Raw genomic sequence first — 21,827 nt, 5'->3', positions numbered from 1 at the left:
CTTCTGGCCCGAGCACACTGAAAACCCAAACCCCCCCAATGGGTATCGCACCCCCAGCGGTGGTCTGACCCGAGGAGAAGCCAATGAGTATGTCGGATCCGATTGCGGATATGCTGACGCGTATCCGTAACGGCCAGCAGCGCGGCAAGTTCACCATCGTGATGCCGTCCTCCAAGCAAAAGGTTGCGATTGCGAACCTGCTGCAGGAAGAGGGCTATATCGCCGACGCGCAGGTCGAGGAGAACGAGGGCAAGCCCCAGCTGGTCCTCAGACTCAAGTACTATCGCGGCAAGCCCGTGATCGAGTACCTCAAGCGCGTCTCGCGCCCCGGTCTGCGTATCTATCGCAGCAAGGACGAGCTGCCCCAGGTCTGGGCCGGTCTCGGCGTTGCGATCGTCTCCACCTCCAAGGGTCTGATGACCGACCGCGAGGCCCGTAAGGCGGGTCACGGCGGCGAGATCATCGCCTACGTCGCCTAAGGGAGGGTCGGTACTATGTCACGCATTGCAAAGGCACCGGTCACCATCCCCAACGGGGTCAAAGTCGAGCTTCAGGGTCAGGACGTCAAGGTCTCCGGCCCCAAGGGTTCGATGGAGTGGACCGTGCATCCGGCGGTCCGCGTCTGTGAGCAGGACGGTCAGCTGCTGGTCGAGCGTGCCGAAGGGTACGAGAAAGACTGGGCCATGGCCGGTACCACCCGGGCGCTGATCAACAATATGGTTGTGGGTTGTGGCACGGGCTTCACCCGTAAGCTGACCCTGGTTGGCGTGGGTTATCGCGCCCAGGCCAAGGGCAAGGTGCTCAACCTCAACCTTGGCTTCTCGCACCCGATCGATTTCCCGGTGCCCGAGGGCATCACCATCGAGACCCCGAGTCAGACCGAGGTCGTCGTCAGCGGTGCCGACAAGCAGCAGGTCGGCCAGGTCGCGGCGAAGATCCGTGGGTTCCGTCCGCCGGAACCCTACAAGGGCAAGGGCGTGCGTTACGCGGACGAGAACGTCCTGCGTAAGGAAGCCAAGAAGAAATAAGGGGTCTAGGCAATGGATAAGAAACAAGCTCGTCTGCGCCGCGCGGCGCGGGCTCGCGCCAAGATCCGGGAGCTCAGTGTCTTCCGTCTGTGCGTGCACCGTACGCCTCGGCACATCTACGCCCAGGTCATCGCCCCCGAGGGCGACAAGGTCGTGGCCAGTGCCTCGACCCTCGACAAGGACCTGCGTCAGTCGATCGAGGGCCACAAGGGCAACATCTCCGCCGCGGCCATCATCGGCCAGGCGATCGCCGAGCGTGCCCGCTCCGCTGGTGTGGAATCGGTCGCCTTCGATCGTTCCGGCTTCCGCTATCACGGCCGTGTCAAGGCGCTTGCCGATGCCGCCCGTGAACACGGACTGAAATTCTAAGGACTCGACCATGGCGAACTTCAATCCAAAGACAGAAGGCGACGAGCTTCTGGAAAAGCTGGTAACCGTCAACCGGGTTGCCAAGGTGGTCAAGGGCGGACGTCAGTTCGGCTTTGCGGCGCTGACCGTGGTCGGTGACGGCAAGGGTCGGGTCGGCTTCGGTCGCGGCAAGGCGCGTGAGGTGCCGGTGGCGATCCAGAAGGCGATGGAAAACGCCCGCAAGAACATGATCGAGGTCAAGCTCAACGGCACCACGCTGCAGTATCCGCTGCAGGGGCGTCACGGCGCGGCTCGCGTGTTCATGCAGCCGGCCTCCGAGGGTACTGGTATCATCGCCGGCGGCGCGATGCGTGCTGTCTTCGAGGTGCTCGGGGTGCAGAACGTGCTGGCCAAGTGCATCGGCACCAACAACCCGATCAACGTCGTCCAGGCGACCATCGAAGGCCTGCGCAAGATGAACGACGCCGAGCTCGTCGCTGCCAAGCGCGGCAAGACCGTCGAAGAGATTCTGGGGTAAGCGATGGCTGACAAGAAGATGATGAAGGTCAAGCTGGTGCGCAGTGTCCATGGACGTCTCGAGCGTCACCAGGCCTGCGTCCGCGGCCTCGGTCTGCGGCGCATGCACCAGGTCGTCGAGGTCGAGGACACCCCTTGCACCCGCGGCATGGTCAACACCGTGTCCTACATGGTTAAGGTCGTGGAGGAGTCTTGAGATGCGACTCAATGAGCTGAAGCCCAACGAGGGCAGCCGCAAGGCCGCCAAGCGCGTCGGTCGTGGAATCGGCAGCGGACTCGGCAAGACCTGTGGCCGTGGCCACAAGGGTCAGAAGTCGCGTTCGGGCGGTTTCCACAAGGTCGGCTTCGAGGGCGGTCAGATGCCGCTGCAGCGGCGCTTGCCGAAGGTCGGTTTCCGGTCGCGTAAGGCGCTGGTCCAGGCCGAGGTGCGACTCAACGAGTTGGCCCTGGTCGAGGGCGATACCGTCGATCTCGGCGCACTGATCGCTGCCGATGTGCTGAATCGTCGCATCCAGTCGGCCAAGGTCATCGCCTCGGGCGAGATCTCGCGGCCGGTGACCGTGCGCGGTCTGGGCGTGACCAAGGGCGCGCGCGCAGCGATCGAAGCGGCGGGCGGCAAGGTCGAGGACTAATCGGGAAGGCGCGTAGCAGATGGCCAAGAACGTCGGATCCATGGGAAGTGCGCTCGGTGGCATGGGGCGGTTGACCGAATTGCGGCAGCGCTTGCTGTTCGTGCTCGGCGCACTGCTCGTCTATCGTATCGGTACCTTTATTCCGGTCCCGGGCGTCAACCCCGAGGCCTTGGCCATCCTGTTCGACCAGAACCAGGGGTCGATCCTGGACATGTTCAACATGTTCTCGGGTGGGGCCCTGGAGCGCGCCAGTCTGTTCGCGCTGGGCATCATGCCCTACATCTCCGCTTCCATCATCATGCAGCTGATGACGGCAGTCCTGCCGAAGCTCGAGCAGCTGAAGAAGGAAGGGGAGTCGGGACGGCGCAAGATCACCCAGTACACCCGCTACGGCACCGTGGTGCTCGCAACCTTCCAGGCTATCGGTATCTCGATGGCGTTGCAGGGGCAGACTGCGGGTGGCTCGGCGCTGGTCTCTCACACCGGGCCCGGGTTCGTGTTCACCGCGACCGTGTCGCTGGTGACCGGGACCATGTTCCTGATGTGGCTGGGCGAGCAGATCACTGAGCGCGGCATCGGCAACGGCATCTCGCTGATCATCTTCGCGGGTATCGTCGCCGGTCTGCCCTCGGCGCTCGGCGGCACCCTGGAGCTGGCTCGCACCGGTGAGATGAACTCGCTGGCGGTGCTCGCGTTGTTCGCCCTGGCGCTGGCGGTCACCGCGTTCGTGGTGTTCGTCGAGCGGGGTCAGCGACGGATCACTGTCAACTATGCGCGGCGCCAACAGGGGCGGCGGATGATGCAGGCGCAGAGTACGCACCTGCCGCTCAAGCTCAACATGGCCGGTGTCATCCCGCCGATCTTCGCCTCCAGCATCATCCTCTTCCCGGGGACGCTGGGGCAGTGGTTCGGTAGCAACGAGGATCTGCGCTGGCTGGCTGACATCACCGCGAAGCTCTCGCCCGGTGAGCCGGTCTACGTGCTCTTCTACGCGACGGCGATCATCTTCTTCTGCTTCTTCTACACCGCGCTGGTGTTCAATGCGAAGGAGACGGCCGACAACCTCAAGCGCTCTGGGGCTTTCATTCCGGGGATCCGTCCGGGGGAGCAGACGGCGCGCTATATCGATACCGTCATGACCCGGTTGACGGCAGCAGGCGCGATCTACATCACCGCTGTCTGCTTGCTGCCTGAGTTCCTGATCGTGGGTTACAACGTGCCGTTCTATTTCGGCGGCACCTCACTGTTAATCGTAGTGGTCGTGGTCATGGACTTCATGGCGCAGATTCAGGCTCACCTGATGTCGCATCAGTACGAGGGCCTGATGAAGAAGGCCAATCTGAAGTCGCCCGGCGCCGGCATGTTGCGCTGAAGAAGGCCCCGACTCTTAGGAGACAAGAATGAAAGTGCGAGCATCGGTCAAGAAGTTGTGCAGAAACTGCAAGGTGATCAAGCGGAATGGAACGGTGCGGGTCATCTGTTCCGACCCCCGTCACAAGCAGCGCCAGGGTTGACGGGATCCCGTTGACTACAGTAGGTATTTTGTTATACTGCGCGGTTTACCCGCTGAGCATTTAGGACTGAGGGGTTCGTAGCTATGGCCCGTATCGCCGGCGTCAACATTCCCGACAAAAAGCACGCCGTGATCGCGTTGACCGCGATCTACGGCATCGGCCGCACCCGCGCGGGCGAGATCTGCGACGCGGCAGGCATTCCGCGTGACACCAAGATCCAGAGCCTCACCGAGGAAGAGGTCGAGAAGCTGCGCAGCGAGGTTGCCAAGTTCTCCGTCGAGGGCGATCTGCGTCGCGAGGTGTCGATGAACATCAAGCGCCTGATGGACCTCGGCTGCAACCGCGGCATCCGTCATCGTCGCGGTCTGCCCCTGCGTGGTCAGCGCACGCGCACCAACGCACGGACCCGTAAGGGGCCGCGTCGTCCGATCAAACGCTAAGCGCTCAGGCGCAGCAGATTAGCTGGATTACGTCGAATGGCTAAACCGATTCGCAGCACCAAGAAAAAGGTCAAGAAGCAGGTTGCAGACGGCATTGCGCACGTCCATGCCTCCTTCAACAACACCATCATCACGATCACCGATCGTCAGGGCAACGCCTTGGCCTGGGCCACCGCTGGTGGTTCGGGCTTCCGCGGTTCGCGCAAGAGCACGCCCTTCGCGGCTCAGGTCGCCGCCGATCGTGCCGGTCAGGCCGCCAAGGAATACGGCCTGCGCAACCTGGACGTGAACGTCAAGGGTCCGGGGCCGGGACGTGAGTCCGCCGTGCGCGCACTCAACAACGCGGGTTTCAAGATCACCAGCATCACTGATGTGACCCCGATCCCGCACAACGGCTGCCGTCCGCCCAAGAAGCGGCGCGTCTGACAGATCAACAGGAAGAGACATGGCACGTTACACAGGCCCAACCTGCAAGCTGGCGCGTCGCGAGGGGACCGATCTCTCCTTGAAGAGCCGCGCGCGCGCTCTGGATACCAAGTGCAACCTCGAGAAGCAGCCCGGGCAGAGCACCGACCGTCGTCGGCGTCTCTCCGACTACGGTCTGCAGCTGCGCGAGAAACAGAAGGTGCGTCGCACCTACGGTGTGCTCGAGAAGCAGTTCCGCAATTACTACAAAAAGGCCGCTGCCACCAAGGGTGCCACCGGCGAGAACCTGCTCCAGCTGCTCGAGCGTCGTCTCGACAACGTCGTCTACCGTATGGGCTTTGGTGCTACTCGCGCCGAGGCACGTCAGCTGGTCAGTCACAAGGCCATCCTGGTCAACGGCCGTATCGTCAACATCCCCTCCTTCCAGGTTGGGATCGATGATGAGATCGAGGTCCGTGAGGCGTCGCGTAAGCAGGTCCGCGTGCAGAATGCACTGTCGCTGGCCGAGCAGTACGGCTTCTCCGACTGGGTCGAGGTCGATACCAAGGCCATGAAGGGCGTCTTCAAGCGTGTTCCCGATCGTTCCGATCTGCCGGCGGACATCAATGAATCGCTGATCGTCGAGCTGTACTCCAAGTAAGGAGCTTCCAGAGGGGCACTAATGACTGACGCTATTGGCGAATTTTTGAAACCACGCATCGTCAAGGTCGACCTGGTCGATGGCAGCCCGAACCACGCCAAGGTTTCGCTAGAGCCCCTGGAGCGTGGTTTCGGGCACACCCTGGGCAATGCGCTGCGCCGTATCCTGCTCTCCTCGATGGACGGCTATGCCGTCACCGAGGTCGAAATCCAGGGCGTCCTTCACGAGTACACCACCCTTGAGGGGGTGCAGGAAGACGTGCTCGAGATCCTGCTCAACCTCAAGCAGCTTGCGATCACGCTCGACGGCAAGGACGAAGCGACCTTCACCCTGAGCAAATCCGGCCCGGGGCCAGTGACCGCCGCTGACATCGAACTCGACCACTCGGCCACCATCGCCAACCCCGAGCTGGTGATTGCCAACATCACCGAGGGTGAGTTGAGCATGACCTTGACCGTGCGTCGTGGCCGTGGCTACGAGCCGGCGACCGCGCGTGAGGGTGAAGAGGGTGAGGAGCGACCGATCGGCAAGCTGCCGCTCGATGCTTCCTACAGCCCGGTGCATCGTGTCGCGATCGATGTACAGTCGGCGCGTGTCGAGCAGCGTACCGATCTCGACCGTCTGGTGATCGACCTGGAGACCAACGGCACCATCGACCCCAAGGAGTCGATCCAGCGCGCCGCGACCATCCTGCGCGATCAGCTCTCGAGCTTCGTCGTGCTCGAAGGGACCGGGGCCGCGGACAGTCAGTCCGTCGAACAGCGCGATGAGTCGCCCTACGACCCGATCCTGCTGCGCCCGGTCGACGACCTGGAGCTGACGGTGCGTTCGGCGAATTGCCTGAAGGCCGAGAACATCTACCTGATCGGCGATCTGATCCAGCGCACCGAGGTGGAGCTGCTCAAGACCCCGAATCTCGGCAAGAAGTCGCTCACGGAGATCAAGGACGTGCTCGCCACGCGCGGTCTCTCGCTGGGGATGCGGCTCGAGAACTGGCCGCCTGAAAACATCGCCGAACTGAGCGTCCGCTGAGCGCGTTCAGGTTCTAGAAAACAACACTCGATCACAAGATATTCGGGAAAAGGATCATGCGTCACCGCAAAGCCGGAAGGCATTTGAATCGCACCAGCTCGCACCGCGAGGCGATGTTTCGCAACATGGCAGCCTCGTTGTTCCAGCACGAGCTGATCAAGACGACGGTGCCGAAGGCAAAAGAGCTGCGTCGGATCGCCGAGCCGCTGATCACCCTGGCGAAGGAAGATTCGGTTCACACCCGCCGTCAGGCCTTCGCACGTCTGCGCGACAAGGACGCCGTGGGCAAGCTGTTCGCTGAACTCGGTCCGCGTTACCAGGGCCGCCCCGGCGGCTATCTGCGCATCCTCAAGTGTGGCTATCGTTCCAGCGACGCGGCCCCGATGGCCTATGTCGAGCTGGTCGACCGCCCGGTGCAGACCGAGGTCGAGGACGAGGACTGAGTTCCGACGTTTCCGGCGTGGCCGCATGAAAAAAACCGGGCATCTGCCCGGTTTTTTTTCGTCCCGAGGTTGTCTGCATGAGGTCCATCGTGATGGAGATCCCGGCCATCGAACGTATTGCCCTGGTCACCGATTTCGGCGCCGGCCCCTATCTCGGGCAGATGCAGGCCGCGCTCGATGCCTGCCTGCCCGATCATGCGGTGATCGACCTGATCCACGATCTGCCGCCCTTCCGTCCCGATCTCGCCGCCTATCTGCTGCCGGCGCTGGTGCGCGACATGCCCCCACGTACCCTCTATCTCTGCGTCGTCGATCCCGGTGTCGGTGGGGTGCGTGACGGTGTCATCGCACGCATCGGCGAGGACTGGTTCGTTGCCCCGGACAATGGTCTGCTCGCGCCGCATCTGATGGCCGGGGTGGGGCAATGCTGGCGGATCGGCTGGTTGCCGCCACGGCGCAGTGCGACCTTCCACGGGCGCGACTGGTTCCTGCCGGTAGCCGCGCGATTGTGCCGGGGCGAGGACGTCGGCCCCATCCCGCTCGACCGGCCCGTAGGGCACGACTGGCCGGGGATGCTCGATCGGGTCCTCTATGCCGACCATTATGGCAATCTGATGACCGGTCTGCGGTCGGCCGACCATGCGCAGTGCCTGCGCGTCGGCGAGCGTCTGTTGCCCTGGGCGCGCACCTTCTGTGCGGTCGAGGCAGGCGGGGCCTTCTGGTACGAGAATGCGCTCGGGCTGGTCGAGATCGCGGTCAACCAGGGCCGCGCTGATCGAGTCCTTGGCCTGGCTCCCGGCGACCCGGTTGGGCCATTCGTCATGCCGGAGTGACGGCGCTGCGCGTTCCGGGTGCTAGAGTGATGGCATCCGTGCGCGGCATCGGTCGCGCCCAACTCGGCGGGAGTCAAGGCATGGCAGGTTTCGGCGATCTACTCGGTTCACTGTTGCAGAACAACCTCTCCAGCACCGGGACGCAGCGTCTTACCCAAGGGCTGGGGCAGCACTCCGCTACGTCCGCTGAGGGTGGTGGCGGCGGTCTGAGCGCACTGCTTGATGGCGCGCGCGGGGTGCTCGGTCAGGCTGCCGACAACCCGCTCCAGGCCGGTGGGCTGGGGGCGGCGCTTGGCTCGGTGCTCGGTGGCGGCGGGGATGCGGTACGTGGTGCGCTCACCGGCGGTGCCCTGGCGATGCTCGCCGGGGTGGCCTACAAGGCGCTCGCCAACGCCGAGGGGCAGGGCGCTGCCCAGCCACCGGCGCCACCGGCGGCGCTGCCCGAGCCGGTGCAGGCTGATGCCGCGCGTGACGACAAGGCGCGGTTGTTGGTGCGGGCGATGATCAATGCCGCCAAGGCCGACGGCCAGATCGGGGTCGACGAGATGCAGCGGATCGTCGACCAGGCCGCGGCGAGCGGACTCGAGGCGCAGGTGCGTCAATGGCTCGCCGACGAACTGCTGCGCCCGCTCGACCTCGACGCTTTTGCCGCCGAGATCCCGGACCGGGAGACGGCCGCCGAGGTCTATGCCGCCTCGCTGCTGGCGATCGAGGTCGATACCCCGGAGGAGCGCGCCTATCTCGACGGCCTGGCCGCGCGCACTGGGCTGGGCTCCGAGGTTACCGCCCAACTCCAAGGCGCCCTCGGGGTCGCTGGCTGAGCGCGCGCCCGGCTCGACTCAGCGCTCCTCCGTCCCGCCCTCGTCACGACGCTTGCGGCTCAGCGGGGCGTGGCCGGCCTCGACCCCTTTGCTCGATGGGGTGCGGCGCTTGCCGATGTTCTTGCGATCACGGTGGCGCTGCTTGTCCTTGGTCTTGGCCGCACTGCGCGCTGTCACCTTCTTGGTCTTGGCGCGATCAGCCGGGGTCTTGCGCCGCTTTTTCGCCGCCGCCCCCTTGAAACGCGCCTCCAGCCCGTCGATCGCGCGCCACTCGAGGTCGAGACCGAGGAAGCGGCTGATGCTCTCCATGCGATTCCATTCGGTCGAGCCGACCAGGTTTACGGCGACGCCTTGCTCACCGGCGCGGCCGGTGCGACCGGTGCGGTGTAGATAGTCCTCGCCGTTACGTGGTACCTCGAGGTTGAACACCCGCTCCACCCCGGGGACGTCGATCCCGCGCGCGGCCAGATCGGTGGCCACCAGTACCCGCACCTTGCCTTGGTGCAGCAGCCCCATCACCCGGTTACGTTCACGCTGCTCAAGCTCGCCGTGGAGCACGGCGACCCGCTCGCCTTGAGTGCCGAGCCAGGCGCCGAGTTCGGTGGCCAGGTTGCGGCTGTTGACGAACACCAGCGCCTTGTCGAAGGACTCATGGGTGAGCAGCCAGCGCAGTTGCTCACGCTTGTGCGCGATCTCGTCGCTGAGTAGGCACTGGTGGCGGATGTCGGGGTGGGCCTCGCGCACCGCGTCCAGGGTTAGTCGCAGCGGATCGTCGAGCAGGATTGAGGTGATGCGTTCCAGGCCTCGCCGTTCCAGGGTGGCCGAGAACAGCAGTGACTGGCGTGCCGGATTGCTGTTCTCGATGATGGTCACCACGTCCTCGACGAAGCCCATCTCGAGCATCCGGTCGGCCTCGTCGAGCACCAGGAACTCAAGCTCGTCGAGCTCGGTGCGGCTGTGCTCGAGCATCTCGCGAAACCGCCCCGGGGTGGCGATCAGGAACTCCGGGTTCCTGCGTAGGGTGGCGATCTGGTGGGCGCGCGAGTCACCGCCGGTGATGACCCCGACGCCGAGTCGGGTGTGGCCGCCGAGGCGCATGAAGTGTTCACGCACTTGGCGTGCCAGCTCGCGGGTCGGCACCAGGATCAGCGCCCGGGTGCCGCCGTCGGGCTTGGGGGTCTCGAGCATGTGCTGCATCAGCGGCAGCAGGAAAGCGGCGGTCTTGCCCGAGCCCGTGGCGGCGCAGACCATCAGGTCGCGCCCGTCGAGGGCGGGTTCGAGGACCGCCTGCTGGACCGGGGTGGGTTGCTGATAGCCGGCCTGCTCGATGCCACTCAGTAGAGTCGGATCGAGCGGATAGTCGGTGAAATGCATGTTCATGAGGGGAAACCTGGGGGTTCTGGCGCCCGCCCGGGGTGGGCGCGGGCTTCAGGCGCGCACGCCGGGGGCGGCGCGGTCCTGGCGTTCGAGGGAGACGAAGCGCTGGTCGTCGTCGACGGTGAGGCAGAAGTCGCCGTGGATCCCGGCGCTGCTGACGAAGCGGCGCAGATTCACTGCAGGCAACGACAGGGTGCGCCCGTCCTGCACCCTGACCAAGACCCGTGCCGCAGCACCGCTGTAGTAGCGCAGGTATTCGCTGGCCGGGATGTCAAGGGAGAAGTAGTAGCGTTGCATCGTCGGGTCTGGGGCGCGGTGATCGGCACATTGTAGCCGCATGATCGGCTCCTGTCCGGGGGACGTACCCGTTGAAAAGTAAATGAGAGGCGTTATTTGTATTGATGAGAGCATTGATGCCGACACGGCAAAAACGGTTGCCTCGGTGCTCGTCGATTCGATTGCAGATCGTGGGGCTCGCCCCGAAGGAGAAGTGGAGATGCGTGCGTTCCTGGGTGGTTCGATGGCTGCGGGTATGGTGTTGGTATCGCTGATGGGGTTGGGTTGGACCCAGGGCGTCGAGGCGGCAGTATCCGGGGTGTTCTAGGGCGGGTGTTGCGACCCTCGAGCGGGGCGTTCACCATCGTCCCGTCATCCACTCACTGAAACGTCGTGATGCACACCCTCAAGCTCAATATGCGCGATATCGCCCGTTCCGGGCACGTCACCCGCTGGCACTCGGTGCGCTGTGCCCGCAACCAGACCCTGGCCGAGCACCACTATCTGGTGGCGATGATCACTCGCGAGCTGCTCACTCGGGTGATGCCCGAGGCGCCGGGGCCCGAGGTGCGGCTACAGGCGCTCGAGTATGCGTTGGTGCACGACGCCCCTGAGCTGCTGATGGGCGACATGCCCTCACCGCTGAAGCGCCGCGTCGCCGAGGTGGCGGGTCGCGCCGATCCGCTCGAACGGATCGAGCGCGAGATCGCCCCCGAGGTGGTCGCGCGTAAACAGGCGTTGCGCCATACCCCGTTGGCCTTCATCGTCAAGCTCGCCGATCTGATGGATGCCTGTCTGTTCATCCGTGAGGAGGGCATCGGAGCCCATGCCGCAGCAGTCGCCGACAAGAGCGAAGCGGCGCTGCGCGACAAGCTCGCCGAGGCACGTGGCGCCTTCCCGACGCTCGACTGGACCGAGGTCGAGCGTCTCTATGCCGAGATGGCCGGTTGCGCTGGGACCGACAACCGAATGCTGCTGGAGTGAATAGCGGGCACGCTCAGACGTGTTGACGCACCGCGCGGGGGCGCACGCTGCCGACCACCGCCTCGGCGGCGAGGCGACCACCGACCAACGCCCAGTGGATCGAGGTCGGTCCAGCCGCTTCTCCGCACAGCCATAGCCGTTCACCGCGCTGGGGTGCCTTGGTCTGCGCCATCACCGGCGGGCGCTGTAGCGGTAGTGCCTGGGGGATGCGATGGACCGCAAGCCGCTCCCACTCGGCGACCGACTCCCCGAACCAGGTCACCAGTTCACGCCTGAGCTGGGTCTCGAGGGTGTCCGGGTTGTGGCTAGCGCCGAGACAGTTGACCGTCACCAGGGCGCGTTCCGGTGGGGCATAGTATTCGGAGAGGTTGCTCGGGCACAGCAGGCTGTTGATCACCCCTCGACCGCTGCCGTTGATCACCAGCTCGTTGCCACTGAACGGTGGGTGGGGGGCGGCGAAGTGGATGCTGGTGGTGGCGCGCATCGGTTGCTGGGGCTCGCCGAGCAACGTCGCGGCGGTGTTGCCGTCGGTGGCGATCACCACCGCCCGGGCGCGCAGCCACTGCCCTGAGGCGAGCTGTACCCGCCCGCGTTCGAGTCGCTCGACCCGACTGCCGAGCCGGATCACGCCGCTGGGCAGACGTGTGGCGAGTTGGCGTGGGAGCTGTTCCATGCCCTGGGCAGGGAGTGCGGTGTCGCCGAGCGCGAAGGCGCGGAAGACGAACTCGAAGGCGTGACTCGAGATCTCGAGTTTGGGGTCGAAGAAGACCCCGGAGAAGAACGGCAGGAAGAAACGCTCGCGGATCCGTGGCGAGAAGCCGAGTGCCTCGAGGCGTGAGGCGGCGCTGGTTTCGGGGCGGGTGTAGAGCGTGGTGAGATCGCCGGCGAGTGCCTGGTGGCGGAATCGCAGCAGCCGCCACTTGTCGGCGACTGTGCCGACGGGGGAGGTGATCATCTGGGGGAGGCGCAGTGGGCGGCGCCAGACGTCGCTGACGCGATGCAGGCGGCCGTCGAACCAGCTCAGTGCGCCGGGGTAGAAGGGGCGCAGGTCGAGTCGCTGGTAGTCGAACATGCGTCGTGCCTCCGGGTACCAGGTCTGAAGCACCTGGAAACCGCGGTCGAGCAGGAAGCCGTCGCGTCGCTCGGTGGCGACGCGTCCGCCGATGCGTTCGCCGGCCTCGAGCACCAGGGGGGTGAGCCCGGCCTCGTGAAGATGGACGGCGCAGGCGAGGCCGGAGAGCCCGGCGCCGATGACGATGACGTCTGCGTCCATGGGGTGCCTCGATCTGATTGCGTCGCTAGCGGTGACCCCGGACGGGGGCGACGCGCGATTGGGTGACTCAGGGATTGAGGTTGTGGCGATCCGGGGTGAGTTCCAGCGTCGCGCGTCGCGGTGTTGCGGTCAGCTCGGTGTCAGGCAGGAAGGGCCGGCACAGGCGTTGACCTCGACGGTGAGGTGGGCGATGCGGTCGAAGTCGGCAAGCAGCTGCTTGTAGTGTTCCACTGGGCGTGGCTCGTGGGTCACCAGCGAGATGATGGCGGCATAGTGGTTGGCGCCGACGCGCCACACGTGCATGTCGGCGACGCGGTTGTCGGCATCGGCCTCGATTGCCGCACGCATGGCCTCGCGGTAGCGGGGCTCGATGCTGGTGTCGACCAGGATCGGTGTGGTCTCACGCAGCAGCCCATAGGCCCAGACGGTGATGATGGCAGCGCCGACCATACCCATCACCGGATCGAGCCAGTGCCAGCCGAGCAGCTTACCGGCGAGCAGCGCGGCGATCGCCAGCAGCGAGGTCAGCGCATCGGCGATGACGTGTACATAGGCCGCGCGCAGGTTGTGGTCGTGATCGTGGTGGTGGGCGTCGGGGCCATGGTGGTGGGCATGGCCATGGTGGTGGTGAGCGTCCTTGAGCAGCAGGGCGCTGGCGAGGTTGACCCCGAGCCCGAGCAGGGCGACCAGGATCGACTCGTTGAAGTGGATGGTCTGCGGGTCGATCAGCCGCTGCAGCGACTCGATCAGCATCATCAGCGCGACGGTGCCGAGCGCGATCGCGCTGGCGAAGCCGCCGAGCACGTTGATCTTGCCGGTGCCGAAGCTGTGCGCGGGGTCGTGGGCGTGACGAGCGGCATAGCGATAGGCGAGGATGGCGATGAGAAAGGCGGCGACATGGGTGCCCATGTGCCAGCCGTCGGCGAGCAGGGCCATGGATCCGTAGACGGTCCCGGCGCCGATCTCGACGACCATGGTGACTGCGGTCAGGGCGAGCACGTAGTAGGTGTTGCGTTCGCCGCGATCGTTGTGGACTGCGAAGTCGTGGCTGTGTTGCCAGCGCTCGAGGGTATGGACGTGCATCTTGGGGCTGGTTGAGTGGGGTGGTTGTCTATGGACCGGTCGATTCTGCTCCGGTCCTCTGTGCTTGCCAGGCCCCGCTCAGACTGGAGCGGGGCGGGCTGGGTCGACGGTGATGGGCTCAGAACTCGACGGCGAGTTGCGCCAGGATGGTATTGGCCGACTCGCCGGTGCCGCCCTCGGCACGGTCGTAGTCGGTATCGTACGACCATTCCAGCGACAGTGCGGTGTTGTCGAAGATGCCGACCGAGACGCCGACCAGCCAGCGCTCTTCCGGCAGCTCCAGTGCGAGGGCCTCGGTGGAGCCCTGGTAGGCTGCTGCGGCGACCACCTCCTTGCCCATCACCTCGAAGGTATAGCCGGCCTCGATGTTCCAGGCGGTGGGCTTGGCGCCCTGGCCCTCGAAGCTGAGGCTGCCGACCTCGAACTCCTCGGTGGCGGCGAGATACTCACCGATCAGGTTGAAGGGACCGAAGGCCGCTGCGGCACTGGCGGTCCAGCCGCCGGTGCGCTCGGTGGCGTCGCCCAGCCCGGCGCGATTGTCGGCGATCACGTCCTGCAGGGTGTCGGAGTCGCCAAGGTCGCTGATGTAGCCCACACCGAGACTCCAGGCCCGGTCGTCGAAGGCTTGGGCGAAGCCGAGGTTGGCGCCCCAACTGCCGATCTCGTTCTCGCCATCGATCTTGCGATCGCCGTTGAAGGTGTAGACGCTGCCGTTGAAGTCACCGTGGACGAAGCCAAACTGGGCGCTGGTCTCGCGGGTCTCACCGATCTCCTTGGTCAGCGGGCTGGAGATCAGGTTGCTCTCGTAGTTGCCGAAGGGGACATAGAACTGACCGGCGCTGAGGAACAGCGGGCTGTGATCGAGGTTGGCGATGGTGACATAGGCGTTGTCGACCTCGAGGTCGGTGTCGTCTTCCTCGTAGAGCAGCGAGGCGTTGGCCTCGACCCAGTCGTTGACCTGCGCCGCGATGCCGAGTTCGAAGGTCGCCAGCACGATGTCGCTCTCGTCGCTGCCGGTATAGGGGCTGGTGTGGTTGGCCTCGACCTCGATCAGGCCGGCGATCTCGATGTTCTGGAACCAGCCGCCGCCCCAGTTCTGCGCCATCCGCTTGTCCTCGAGCGTGGTCTCGAGACGCTTGATGCGTTCGGGCTGGCCCGCGAGTGCCGCCTGCTGTTCTGCGATCAATCTTGCCTGTGTCTGATTCTCTTGCTCGAGGCGCATGACGCGTTGCTCGAGGGTGTCGGCATGGGCTGGGATCTGACCGGCGAGCGCGAGCGTGATGGCGGCCGAGACGGTGCGTACGGACATGTTGCTGACTTCTCCTGCGGGATAGTGACAAACGCGAGCGGGTGCGTTACGTAAAGACGGCAAAGCATACATTAACGCGAATCGTTTTTGTTTATGATTTAATGACAGGGTACTTGTCAAGCATGACCGTCGTTCACGACGAGGTCGTGAACAGGAGGTGTCAGGGGGGTGATATCGCTGCTTGAGGGGCGTCGAGCGGGGCAAGGAGCCCGGCGCCTGAGAGGCGCCGGGTCGAAGGATCAAGCGCTTTCGCGGGCGATCTCAGGCTGTCGGAGTTGATCGATCGAGGGGGCCGCCTCGGTCCGCAGGCGGTGGGCAACTAGGTCCTCGATGGTCAACACCGGCATCTGGTGACGCAGCGCGAAGTCGACGATCTCGGGTAGCCGCGACATGGTGCCGTCAGGGTTGGTCAGCTCGCACAGTACGCCAGCGGGGGCAAACCCGGCCAAGCGCATTAGGTCGATCGTGCCCTCGGTGTGGCCGCGGCGGGCGAGGACACCGCCGGGACGGGCTCGTAGCGGGAACACATGTCCTGGGTGGGACAGGTCCTCGGGGCGGGCGTCGGGGGCGACAGCGGTGCGGATGGTGGTGACGCGGTCGGCCGCCGACACGCCGGTGGTCACGCCCTCGCGCGCCTCGATGGTGACGGTGAAGGCGGTGCCGTTACGGCTGGTGTTGTGCTCGACCATCATCGGTAACTCGAGCTGGCGCAAGCGCTCTTCCTCGAGGCAGAGACAGACGATGCCGCTGCACTCGCGGATGAGCAGCGCCATCTGTGCCGGCTCGATGGTTTCGGCCGGGAAGATGAGGTCGCCCTCGTTCTCGCGGTCTTCGTCGTCGACGAGCAGCACGCCGGAGCCTGCGCGCAGGGCGGCGATGGCGTTGGCGACACGCGTTTCGGGGTCACCGAAGCGGTTGAGTAAGGGAAATGCTTGGATCTGATTCATGGCTCGCTGAAACGACGTCCGAGTGATCTGAATCAGGGCAGTGAAGGGGAGCGGGCACAGCACGGTCGCGCCCCCACGAGGGGACGGACCGGGTCGCGACCCTATCCTCTGTCATCCGGACTCTCACCGTCGGCCCCGGAGTCTCACCGGATCTGCTGACCCCGCCGTTGGCGGCGGGCGCTCGCGGGCTGTCCGCATCTCGCGGAGTCACCGCCGGTCGGGAATTTCACCCTGCCCCGAGAATAGGTGCGCCTTGAGTTTGGTCGAGTCGATGTCCGCACGCTGCGAGCATCGGCGAGGCCGGATCCGGCCGGTGTGGCCCGGGCGGCGTCTCCCAAGGTGCTGAGTGCGGGGTCGCTTGGATCCCGCGCGCGATCGTTCACTCAAATGGTTGCATGGATTGCGGGTGGCGACGTACGACCGTTGGTCGGTGTCGCGACACTGAACGGGGGCTGGCCCCGTCGGTCCGTCGCTGCGACCTGGGGGTCGCGCCGACGCCGCCTCCCTGCGGCGTCCGGATGCCGGAGGGGTCCGGCATCAGGGGAAGCGGCGGGTGCCGATTCCCCTAAATACTATGGGGTCTAAGTTTGGGCTTGGCAATCCCGTGGGAGTCAGCTCAGGCTCGGCTCGGCGTTGCTCGCGGCGGCACTAGCGCGTCGCTTGGCGGCCTGGCTCAGCCATTTGTCGACCAGGTTCTTGAGTGCGATCAACAGCCCCAGGCCGATGAAGGCCCCGGGTGGCAGGATCGCGATCAGCGCGCCCTGGAAGTCATCGCCGAGGGTCATGGTGAGCCCACGCGCGGCCTCGCCGAGCAGCAGGTGGGCCTGGTAGAAGAGGGTGCCTTGACCCGCCAGCTCGCGTAGCGCGCCGAGTGCCATCAGCACCAGGGTGAAGCCGGCCCCCATCGCCAGTCCGTCGACCAGGGCACGATCGACCCGGTTCTTCGAGGCGAAGGCCTCGGCACGACCGATGATCGCGCAGTTGGTGACGATCAAGGGGATGAACAGCCCCAGCACTAGATAAAGCTCGTAGAAGTGCGCCTGGATGGTCAGCTCGACGGCGGTGACGAAGGAGGCGATCACCAGCACGAACACCGGCAGCCGCACCTCGGGGCGTACCAGGTTACGGATCAGCGAGATGGTGACGTTGGAGAGCACCAGCACCGCGGTGGTCGCCAGGCCCATGCCGAGGCCGTTGGTTGCGCTGGTGGTGGTCGCCAGCAGCGGACAGAGTCCGAGCAGGGCGACGAGTGCCTGGTTGTTGTGCCACAGCCCCTCGGTGACGAGTGACAAATAACCTTGCTCCTTCGCCATCAGGAGGCCTCCTGGTCGGTCGTGGTGCGCCGCGTCGCGGTCTGGGTCGCGGGTTGTTCGTAGAGACGCTCCCCCTGTTGCTCGACATAGATCAGGGTGTTCTTGACCGCCTTGACGATGGCGCGTGGGGTGATGGTGGCGCCGGTGAACTGATCGAAGTCGCCGCCATCGCGTTTCACCGCCCAGCGCTCGAGCGGTGGATCGCCGAGCGAGGTGCCGGCGAAGTCGTAGACCCAATCCGACTTGGCCTCCTCGATCTTGTCGCCGAGCCCGGGTGTCTCGTGGTGGGAGAGCACCCGCACGCCGCCGACGCTGCCGTCGGTGAGCACCGAGACCAACAGGCGGATGGGGCCGGCGTAGCCGTCCGGGACCACCGGTTCGAGGATGACCGCCACCGGTGCCTCGCCCTTGCGGACCCGGTAGACGCGGGTGGTGTCGGCGCCGAGCAGCTCGCGGGCGCTGACCTCGATGGTGTCGGTGAGCGGGTCGTTGTCGGACTCCCCGGCGGGGAGGATGGCTGCGAGTTTGCGCTCCATGGCCTGGCGCTGGTTCTCGGCGATGCGATCGGCCATCACCGTCTGGGTGATCACCACCAGGGCGACACCACTCACGGCGAAGGCACTGAGTACGAAGGCGGCGAGCAGGATGGGTTTGATCTTCATCGGGCGCGTTCTCTACCGTGTCCGAAGACGCGAGGCTGGGTGTAGTAGTCGATGGTGGGGGCGGCGATGTTCATCAACAGCACCGCGAAGGCGACCGCGTCGGGGTAGCCGCCCCAGGTGCGGATCACGAACACCGTGGCGCCGATGCAGGCGCCATAGATCAGCTGGCCGCGGCGGGTGGTGGTCGCAGTGACCGGGTCGGTGGCAATGAAGAAGGCGCCGAGGATGGCCGCGCCGCTGAACAGATGGAAGGCCGGGAAGGGATGGGTCTGGGGGTCGATCAGCCAGAACAGGGTGGCTAGCGAGAGCAGCCCGGCGAGCATCGACACCGGGATGTGCCAGGTGATGGTACGTCGCCACAGCAGGTAGAGCCCACCGAGCAGGAAGGCGGCGCTGATCCACTCCCAGCCACGCCCACCGAACACGCCCCAGAGCGCGCTCTGGTCGCGGATCTCGGCGATGGTCAGCTGCTCGTCGAGCTGGGTGCGCATCTCGTCGAGTGGGGTCGCGGCGGTCACCGCGTCCCAGTCGACCCCGGCGGGCAGCACCTGATGGAGGATCATCGCCAGCGAGTCGCTGAACGACAGGTCGATCCCCGAGAGCAGCTCGGGGGCGAGCCAGTTGGTCATCGCCACCGGGTAGGAGACCAGCAGGAAGACATAGGCGGCCATCGCCGGGTTGAAGGGGTTGTAGCCGAGCCCGCCGTAGAGCTGTTTGACCAGCACGATGGCGAACAGCATCCCCAACAGCGTCATCCACCAGGGCAGGGTCGGCGGTATCGAGATGGCGAACAGCACCGCGGTGACCACCGCGCTGAGATCCCCCAGCGCCGGTAGCACCGGACGACGGCGCAGCAGCAGTACCAGTGCCTCGGCGAGCACCGCGAAGCCGACTGCGAGGATGACGTTGACGAGCACGCCCCAGCCGAAGAACCAGATCATCGCCAGCACCCCGGGCATCAGCGCGAGCAGCACCTGGAGCATGACGCGATCGACCCGGTTGACCCGAGGGACGTGGGGGGAGGAGATCAGTGTGCTAGTCATGCGGATTCACGAAGCTCGAAAGGGGTTGCGGGATCTGGGGGAGTGGCGCCGGCGGCGCTCAAGCGCCGTCGGCCGGCTCGCCGGTGCCCTGTTGCTTGGCCGCGGCGCGGGCGCGCGCCGCGGCGATCGCCGCCTGCTTGGCCTCGCTGCCGGCGTTGTCCCCGGCCTCGGCCTTGGCCTTGGCGGCGAGCGCCTCCTTCTTCTGGCGCAGTCGCGCCTGGCGCTCGCGCTCCTGGCGCTCGAGACGGGCCTGCTTGGCCTCGTGGCGTTGGCGTGCCTCCTCGGCCTTGCGCTTTTCCTGCTCGCGCGCCCACACCTCGGTCTTGGCGTAGCGGTAGTACTGCACCAGCGGGATGTGACTGGGACAGACCTGGGCGCAGCAGCCGCACTCGATGCAGTCGAACAGGTTGTAGTCCTGGGCGTGGTCGAAGTCCTTGGCGCGGGCGAACCAGTAGAGCTGCTGGGGCAGCAGGTTGGCCGGGCAGGCGTCGGCACAGCGTCCGCAGCGGATGCAGGCGAGCGCTTGGCCGGGATCCGGGGCCTCGGCGGCGGTGAGCGCCAGCAGGCAGTTGACTGGCTTGGTCACCGGGACGACCTGATCGTGTAGTTCGAAGCCCATCATCGGGCCGCCGCAGACGAGCTTGCGCGGCTGTTCGCGATAGCCGTCGCAGTGGGCGATGAGCTCGGCCGCCGGGGTGCCGATGCGCGCCGCGAGGTTGCGCGGGGTGGTGATCGCGCGCCCGGTGACGGTGACCACGCGCGAGATCAGCGGGCGACCCTCAAGCACCGCCTCGGCCACCGCGTGCGCGGTGCCGACGTTCTGGCAGACGATGCCGATCTGCGCCGGGATGCCGTGGCTCGGCACCTCCTTGCCGGTGAGGATGCGGATGAGCTGCTTCTCGCCGCCGCTCGGGTAGCGCGTGGGGATGGCCACCACCTCGGCGCTGGCGCGCAGGTCACTCTCGCCGAGGGCGAAGCGCATCGCCGCGATCGCCTCGGGCTTGTTGTCCTCGATACCGATCAGTACCCCGGGGCCGCCGAGCAGGTGGCGCATGATCCGCACCCCCTCGAGGATGCGGCTGGCGCGCTCGCGCATCAGGCGGTCATCGCAGGTGATGTAGGGCTCGCACTCGGCGCCGTTGATCACTAGGGTGTCGATGCGCCGGTCGGGTCCGGGGTTGAGCTTGACCCCGGTGGGGAAGGAGGCCCCACCCATGCCCACGACCCCGGCCCAGCGGATACGCTCGCGCACCTCGGCCGGATCGAGCTGGGCGTAGTGGGTCAACGGCTCGGGTAGTTCGGCCCAGGTGTCCTCGCCGTCGGTCTCGATCACCGCGCAGAGCGCCGAGAGCCCGGAGGGATGGGGGACTGGGCGCGCCTCGATGGCGATCACGGTACCCGAACTCGAGGCGTGCACCGGGGCGCTGACATAGCCGTCGGCGGCGGCGATGCACTGGCCCTTGAGCACGCGCTCGCCGACCTCGACGAGCACCCGCGCCGGGGCCCCGATGTGCTGCTGCAGCGGGATCACCAGCTGCTTCGGGATGGGGGCGACGGTGATCTCGCTGGCGTTCGACAACGCCTTCTCGTCGGCGATGTGGATGCCGCCGTGGAAGGTCCACAGGCGACGCTCGCTGGTGGGTACGGGGGTGGCTGCCATGTCGGGTCCTCGGGATCAGGCGGCCGCGCGCCGGGTGTCGGCCTGCTGCTGCGGATAGGGCCAGCGCCAGGAACGGATGTCGGTGGCCACCGGCACCATGCGGATGCAGTCGACCGGGCAGGGGGCCAGGCACAGCTCGCAACCGGTGCAGGCCTCGTCGAGCACGGCGTGGAGTTGCTTGGCGGCACCGACGATGGCATCGACCGGGCAGGCCTGCAGGCACTTGGTGCAGCCGATGCAGTTCTGCGGGTCGATGTGGGCGACCGCCGGCAGCTTCTCCTCAGCGTCGAGTGCCACCGGGTCGCGCCCGAGTAGGTCGGCCAGCGCCTGGACGGTGGCCTCGCCGCCCGGTGTGCATTTGTTGATATCGTCCTCGCCCCGGGCGACGGCCTCGGCATAGGGACGGCAGCCGGGGTGGCCGCACTGGCCGCACTGGGTCTGCGGCAGCAGGGCGTCGATCTGATCGGCGATCGGATCGCCCTCGATGTGGAAGCGGATCGCCGAATAGCCGAGCAGCAGCCCGAACACGGCGGAGAGTGCGGCGAAGGCGAGGATGGCGGTCAGCATGGTTCTCAGACGTTCAACTCAGTTCGCGACCAGGCCGGCGAAGCCCATGAAGGCGAGCGACATCAGGCCGGCGGTGACCAGGGCGATGGCGCTGCCCTGGAAGGGTTCGGGGACGTCGGCGACGGCCACCCGCTCGCGAATCGCGGCGAACAGGGCCAGCACCAGCGAGAATCCGAGTGCGGCGCCGAAACCGTAGAGGGTGGCCTCGACCAAGGTATGCTCGGCCTGCAGGTTGAGCAGCGCGACGCCGAGCACGGCACAGTTGGTGGTGATCAAGGGAAGGAAGATCCCGAGCACCTGATAGAGCACCGGGCTGGTCTTGTGCATCACCGTCTCGGTGAACTGCACCACCACGGCGATCACCAGGATGAAGGCGATGGTGCGCAGGTACTCGATGCCGAGCGGCTCGAGCAGATACGCGTTGACCAGCCATGAACTGACCGAGGAGAGGGTCAGCACGAAGGTGGTGGCCAGACCCATGCCGGCGGCCGTCTCGAGCTTCTTCGACACCCCCATGAAGGGGCACAGGCCGAGGAACTTGACCAGGACGAAGTTGTTGACCAGGACCGTCCCGACCAGGATGAGCGCGTATTCAGTCATGCCGTCTTCGTATCGGAATTGAGACTCGGGGTCGGCGAC

The 21,827-nt window shown here is 66.0% G+C and carries 29 protein-coding genes and 1 riboswitch; of the genes, 17 read left to right on the top strand and 12 right to left on the bottom strand.

All coding sequences use genetic code 11. The features are described 5' to 3' along the window. The first annotated feature begins 83 nt into the window (after positions 1–83). The 15 genes from rpsH (at position 84) to HF203_RS02675 (ending at position 8,694) form a co-directional block, all read left to right on the top strand. Positions 84–479 carry a 30S ribosomal protein S8 gene (rpsH, locus tag HF203_RS02745; protein WP_168666356.1) on the top strand — a complete coding sequence of 132 codons (396 nt, stop codon included), beginning with the start codon at positions 84–86 and terminating at the stop codon, positions 477–479. Between the two features lie 15 nt (positions 480–494). Continuing rightward, on the top strand, positions 495–1,028 hold the full coding sequence (rplF, locus tag HF203_RS02740) for a 50S ribosomal protein L6 (protein ID WP_168666354.1): 534 nt from the start codon (positions 495–497) through the stop codon (positions 1,026–1,028). A gap of 12 nt (positions 1,029–1,040) precedes the next feature. Next, on the top strand, positions 1,041–1,397 hold the full coding sequence (gene rplR / locus HF203_RS02735) for a 50S ribosomal protein L18 (protein WP_168666352.1): 357 nt from the start codon (positions 1,041–1,043) through the stop codon (positions 1,395–1,397). A 10-nt stretch (positions 1,398–1,407) separates the two neighbouring features. After that, positions 1,408–1,914, top strand: a complete 507-nt coding sequence (gene rpsE, locus HF203_RS02730) for a 30S ribosomal protein S5 (protein WP_168666350.1) — start codon at positions 1,408–1,410, stop codon at positions 1,912–1,914. A 3-nt stretch (positions 1,915–1,917) separates the two neighbouring features. Continuing rightward, positions 1,918–2,109: a 50S ribosomal protein L30 gene (rpmD, locus tag HF203_RS02725; RefSeq protein ID WP_005224341.1), complete on the top strand. Its 192-nt coding sequence runs from the start codon at positions 1,918–1,920 to the stop codon at positions 2,107–2,109. Between the two features lies 1 nt (position 2,110). Further along, positions 2,111–2,545 (top strand): 50S ribosomal protein L15, encoded by a 435-nt coding sequence (gene rplO, locus HF203_RS02720; protein WP_168666348.1) that lies wholly within the window; start codon positions 2,111–2,113, stop codon positions 2,543–2,545. Positions 2,546–2,564: 19 nt separating this feature from the next. Beyond that, positions 2,565–3,917, top strand: a complete 1,353-nt coding sequence (gene secY / locus HF203_RS02715; protein ID WP_168666345.1) for a preprotein translocase subunit SecY — start codon at positions 2,565–2,567, stop codon at positions 3,915–3,917. Positions 3,918–3,945: 28 nt separating this feature from the next. After that, complete coding sequence (gene rpmJ, locus HF203_RS02710; protein ID WP_005224344.1) at positions 3,946–4,059, top strand: 50S ribosomal protein L36; 114 nt, start codon at positions 3,946–3,948, stop codon at positions 4,057–4,059. An 83-nt stretch (positions 4,060–4,142) separates the two neighbouring features. Further along, entirely contained in the window at positions 4,143–4,499 is a 357-nt protein-coding gene (gene rpsM / locus HF203_RS02705) for a 30S ribosomal protein S13 (RefSeq protein WP_168666343.1), read from the top strand. A 36-nt stretch (positions 4,500–4,535) separates the two neighbouring features. Then, positions 4,536–4,925, top strand: a complete 390-nt coding sequence (gene rpsK / locus HF203_RS02700) for a 30S ribosomal protein S11 (RefSeq protein ID WP_005224346.1) — start codon at positions 4,536–4,538, stop codon at positions 4,923–4,925. A gap of 19 nt (positions 4,926–4,944) precedes the next feature. Beyond that, complete coding sequence (gene rpsD, locus HF203_RS02695) at positions 4,945–5,565, top strand: 30S ribosomal protein S4 (RefSeq protein WP_168666341.1); 621 nt, start codon at positions 4,945–4,947, stop codon at positions 5,563–5,565. A 21-nt stretch (positions 5,566–5,586) separates the two neighbouring features. Continuing rightward, a complete protein-coding gene (locus tag HF203_RS02690) occupies positions 5,587–6,597 on the top strand; it encodes a DNA-directed RNA polymerase subunit alpha (RefSeq protein ID WP_168666339.1) in 1,011 nt (336 codons plus the stop codon). A gap of 56 nt (positions 6,598–6,653) precedes the next feature. Next, positions 6,654–7,040, top strand: a complete 387-nt coding sequence (rplQ, locus tag HF203_RS02685) for a 50S ribosomal protein L17 (RefSeq protein WP_168666337.1) — start codon at positions 6,654–6,656, stop codon at positions 7,038–7,040. A gap of 77 nt (positions 7,041–7,117) precedes the next feature. Next, the gene (locus HF203_RS02680) at positions 7,118–7,873 is read left to right on the top strand and encodes an SAM hydrolase/SAM-dependent halogenase family protein (RefSeq protein WP_246221617.1); all 756 of its coding nucleotides are present in this window, start codon (positions 7,118–7,120) and stop codon (positions 7,871–7,873) included. Between the two features lie 80 nt (positions 7,874–7,953). Next, complete coding sequence (locus tag HF203_RS02675; RefSeq protein WP_168666335.1) at positions 7,954–8,694, top strand: tellurite resistance TerB family protein; 741 nt, start codon at positions 7,954–7,956, stop codon at positions 8,692–8,694. Between the two features lie 18 nt (positions 8,695–8,712). On the opposite strand, the gene HF203_RS02670 is transcribed toward HF203_RS02675, so the two are convergent. Together HF203_RS02670 and HF203_RS02665 are read right to left on the bottom strand one after the other, a co-directional pair. Then, positions 8,713–10,074 (bottom strand): DEAD/DEAH box helicase, encoded by a 1,362-nt coding sequence (locus HF203_RS02670; RefSeq protein WP_168666333.1) that lies wholly within the window; start codon positions 10,072–10,074, stop codon positions 8,713–8,715. A 48-nt stretch (positions 10,075–10,122) separates the two neighbouring features. Further along, on the bottom strand, positions 10,123–10,410 hold the full coding sequence (locus HF203_RS02665) for a DUF2835 domain-containing protein (protein WP_246221616.1): 288 nt from the start codon (positions 10,408–10,410) through the stop codon (positions 10,123–10,125). Between the two features lie 40 nt (positions 10,411–10,450). Here HF203_RS02665 and HF203_RS02660 point away from each other — a divergent pair, with 40 nt between their 5' ends. Beyond that, positions 10,451–10,675, top strand: a complete 225-nt coding sequence (locus HF203_RS02660; protein ID WP_168666331.1) for a hypothetical protein — start codon at positions 10,451–10,453, stop codon at positions 10,673–10,675. 68 nt (positions 10,676–10,743) lie between these two features. Further along, complete coding sequence (locus HF203_RS02655; protein WP_168666329.1) at positions 10,744–11,331, top strand: YfbR-like 5'-deoxynucleotidase; 588 nt, start codon at positions 10,744–10,746, stop codon at positions 11,329–11,331. 13 nt (positions 11,332–11,344) lie between these two features. Here the strand turns inward: HF203_RS02655 and HF203_RS02650 are convergent, their stop codons facing one another. The 10 genes from HF203_RS02650 to rsxA all read right to left on the bottom strand — a co-directional run bounded on the left by HF203_RS02650 (position 11,345) and on the right by rsxA (position 21,788). Continuing rightward, positions 11,345–12,604 (bottom strand): NAD(P)/FAD-dependent oxidoreductase, encoded by a 1,260-nt coding sequence (locus tag HF203_RS02650; protein WP_168666327.1) that lies wholly within the window; start codon positions 12,602–12,604, stop codon positions 11,345–11,347. Positions 12,605–12,733: 129 nt separating this feature from the next. After that, positions 12,734–13,687, bottom strand: coding sequence for a CDF family Co(II)/Ni(II) efflux transporter DmeF (dmeF, locus tag HF203_RS02645; RefSeq protein WP_168666325.1), 954 nt, complete (start codon positions 13,685–13,687; stop codon positions 12,734–12,736). Between the two features lie 118 nt (positions 13,688–13,805). Next, positions 13,806–14,996 (bottom strand): LbtU family siderophore porin, encoded by a 1,191-nt coding sequence (locus HF203_RS02640; protein ID WP_168666323.1) that lies wholly within the window; start codon positions 14,994–14,996, stop codon positions 13,806–13,808. A 239-nt stretch (positions 14,997–15,235) separates the two neighbouring features. Further along, positions 15,236–15,943, bottom strand: a complete 708-nt coding sequence (ribB, locus tag HF203_RS02635) for a 3,4-dihydroxy-2-butanone-4-phosphate synthase (protein WP_168666321.1) — start codon at positions 15,941–15,943, stop codon at positions 15,236–15,238. Between the two features lie 99 nt (positions 15,944–16,042). Then, a riboswitch (FMN riboswitch) is annotated at positions 16,043–16,191 on the bottom strand. Positions 16,192–16,554: 363 nt separating this feature from the next. After that, on the bottom strand, positions 16,555–17,256 hold the full coding sequence (locus HF203_RS02630) for an electron transport complex subunit E (protein WP_168666319.1): 702 nt from the start codon (positions 17,254–17,256) through the stop codon (positions 16,555–16,557). Then, positions 17,256–17,918 carry an electron transport complex subunit RsxG gene (gene rsxG / locus HF203_RS02625; RefSeq protein WP_168666317.1) on the bottom strand — a complete coding sequence of 221 codons (663 nt, stop codon included), beginning with the start codon at positions 17,916–17,918 and terminating at the stop codon, positions 17,256–17,258. Before rsxG ends, HF203_RS02630 begins: the two co-directional genes overlap by 1 nt. Beyond that, a complete protein-coding gene (gene rsxD, locus HF203_RS02620) occupies positions 17,915–18,961 on the bottom strand; it encodes an electron transport complex subunit RsxD (protein WP_168666315.1) in 1,047 nt (348 codons plus the stop codon). Before rsxD ends, rsxG begins: the two co-directional genes overlap by 4 nt. A 58-nt stretch (positions 18,962–19,019) precedes the next feature. Then, positions 19,020–20,621 carry an electron transport complex subunit RsxC gene (rsxC, locus tag HF203_RS02615; RefSeq protein WP_168666313.1) on the bottom strand — a complete coding sequence of 534 codons (1,602 nt, stop codon included), beginning with the start codon at positions 20,619–20,621 and terminating at the stop codon, positions 19,020–19,022. 15 nt (positions 20,622–20,636) lie between these two features. Beyond that, a complete protein-coding gene (gene rsxB / locus HF203_RS02610) occupies positions 20,637–21,188 on the bottom strand; it encodes an electron transport complex subunit RsxB (RefSeq protein WP_168666311.1) in 552 nt (183 codons plus the stop codon). A gap of 18 nt (positions 21,189–21,206) precedes the next feature. Next, positions 21,207–21,788, bottom strand: coding sequence for an electron transport complex subunit RsxA (rsxA, locus tag HF203_RS02605; protein ID WP_168666310.1), 582 nt, complete (start codon positions 21,786–21,788; stop codon positions 21,207–21,209). Positions 21,789–21,827: the final 39 nt, after the last annotated feature.

Origin of the sequence: Marichromatium bheemlicum, assembly GCF_012276755.1 — a bacterium.
GTDB classification, from domain to species: Bacteria; Pseudomonadota; Gammaproteobacteria; order Chromatiales; family Chromatiaceae; genus Marichromatium; species Marichromatium bheemlicum.
This window is presented reverse-complemented; position numbering and strand designations above follow the sequence as displayed.

Bases quoted from the DNA above. Each gene is read 5' to 3' on its own strand.
- HF203_RS02665 (WP_246221616.1), bottom strand. From the start codon at position 10,410: ATGCGGCTACAATGTGCCGATCACCGCGCCCCAGACCCGACGATGCAA.
- secY (WP_168666345.1), top strand. From the start codon at position 2,565: ATGGCCAAGAACGTCGGATCCATGGGAAGTGCGCTCGGTGGCATGGGG.
- rpsM (WP_168666343.1), top strand. From the start codon at position 4,143: ATGGCCCGTATCGCCGGCGTCAACATTCCCGACAAAAAGCACGCCGTG.
- HF203_RS02630 (WP_168666319.1), bottom strand. From the start codon at position 17,256: ATGGCGAAGGAGCAAGGTTATTTGTCACTCGTCACCGAGGGGCTGTGG.
- rpsD (WP_168666341.1), top strand. From the start codon at position 4,945: ATGGCACGTTACACAGGCCCAACCTGCAAGCTGGCGCGTCGCGAGGGG.
- rsxC (WP_168666313.1), bottom strand. From the start codon at position 20,621: ATGGCAGCCACCCCCGTACCCACCAGCGAGCGTCGCCTGTGGACCTTC.
- HF203_RS02660 (WP_168666331.1), top strand. From the start codon at position 10,451: ATGAGAGGCGTTATTTGTATTGATGAGAGCATTGATGCCGACACGGCA.
- HF203_RS02655 (WP_168666329.1), top strand. From the start codon at position 10,744: ATGCACACCCTCAAGCTCAATATGCGCGATATCGCCCGTTCCGGGCAC.
- HF203_RS02670 (WP_168666333.1), bottom strand. From the start codon at position 10,074: ATGAACATGCATTTCACCGACTATCCGCTCGATCCGACTCTACTGAGT.
- dmeF (WP_168666325.1), bottom strand. From the start codon at position 13,687: ATGCACGTCCATACCCTCGAGCGCTGGCAACACAGCCACGACTTCGCA.
- HF203_RS02690 (WP_168666339.1), top strand. From the start codon at position 5,587: ATGACTGACGCTATTGGCGAATTTTTGAAACCACGCATCGTCAAGGTC.
- rsxA (WP_168666310.1), bottom strand. From the start codon at position 21,788: ATGACTGAATACGCGCTCATCCTGGTCGGGACGGTCCTGGTCAACAAC.
- ribB (WP_168666321.1), bottom strand. From the start codon at position 15,943: ATGAATCAGATCCAAGCATTTCCCTTACTCAACCGCTTCGGTGACCCC.
- rpsE (WP_168666350.1), top strand. From the start codon at position 1,408: ATGGCGAACTTCAATCCAAAGACAGAAGGCGACGAGCTTCTGGAAAAG.
- HF203_RS02640 (WP_168666323.1), bottom strand. From the start codon at position 14,996: ATGTCCGTACGCACCGTCTCGGCCGCCATCACGCTCGCGCTCGCCGGT.
- rplO (WP_168666348.1), top strand. From the start codon at position 2,111: ATGCGACTCAATGAGCTGAAGCCCAACGAGGGCAGCCGCAAGGCCGCC.
- rplR (WP_168666352.1), top strand. From the start codon at position 1,041: ATGGATAAGAAACAAGCTCGTCTGCGCCGCGCGGCGCGGGCTCGCGCC.
- rpmJ (WP_005224344.1), top strand. From the start codon at position 3,946: ATGAAAGTGCGAGCATCGGTCAAGAAGTTGTGCAGAAACTGCAAGGTG.
- HF203_RS02680 (WP_246221617.1), top strand. From the start codon at position 7,118: ATGAGGTCCATCGTGATGGAGATCCCGGCCATCGAACGTATTGCCCTG.
- rplQ (WP_168666337.1), top strand. From the start codon at position 6,654: ATGCGTCACCGCAAAGCCGGAAGGCATTTGAATCGCACCAGCTCGCAC.
- rsxB (WP_168666311.1), bottom strand. From the start codon at position 21,188: ATGCTGACCGCCATCCTCGCCTTCGCCGCACTCTCCGCCGTGTTCGGG.
- rsxD (WP_168666315.1), bottom strand. From the start codon at position 18,961: ATGACTAGCACACTGATCTCCTCCCCCCACGTCCCTCGGGTCAACCGG.
- rpsH (WP_168666356.1), top strand. From the start codon at position 84: ATGAGTATGTCGGATCCGATTGCGGATATGCTGACGCGTATCCGTAAC.
- HF203_RS02650 (WP_168666327.1), bottom strand. From the start codon at position 12,604: ATGGACGCAGACGTCATCGTCATCGGCGCCGGGCTCTCCGGCCTCGCC.
- rplF (WP_168666354.1), top strand. From the start codon at position 495: ATGTCACGCATTGCAAAGGCACCGGTCACCATCCCCAACGGGGTCAAA.
- rpmD (WP_005224341.1), top strand. From the start codon at position 1,918: ATGGCTGACAAGAAGATGATGAAGGTCAAGCTGGTGCGCAGTGTCCAT.
- rpsK (WP_005224346.1), top strand. From the start codon at position 4,536: ATGGCTAAACCGATTCGCAGCACCAAGAAAAAGGTCAAGAAGCAGGTT.
- HF203_RS02675 (WP_168666335.1), top strand. From the start codon at position 7,954: ATGGCAGGTTTCGGCGATCTACTCGGTTCACTGTTGCAGAACAACCTC.
- rsxG (WP_168666317.1), bottom strand. From the start codon at position 17,918: ATGAAGATCAAACCCATCCTGCTCGCCGCCTTCGTACTCAGTGCCTTC.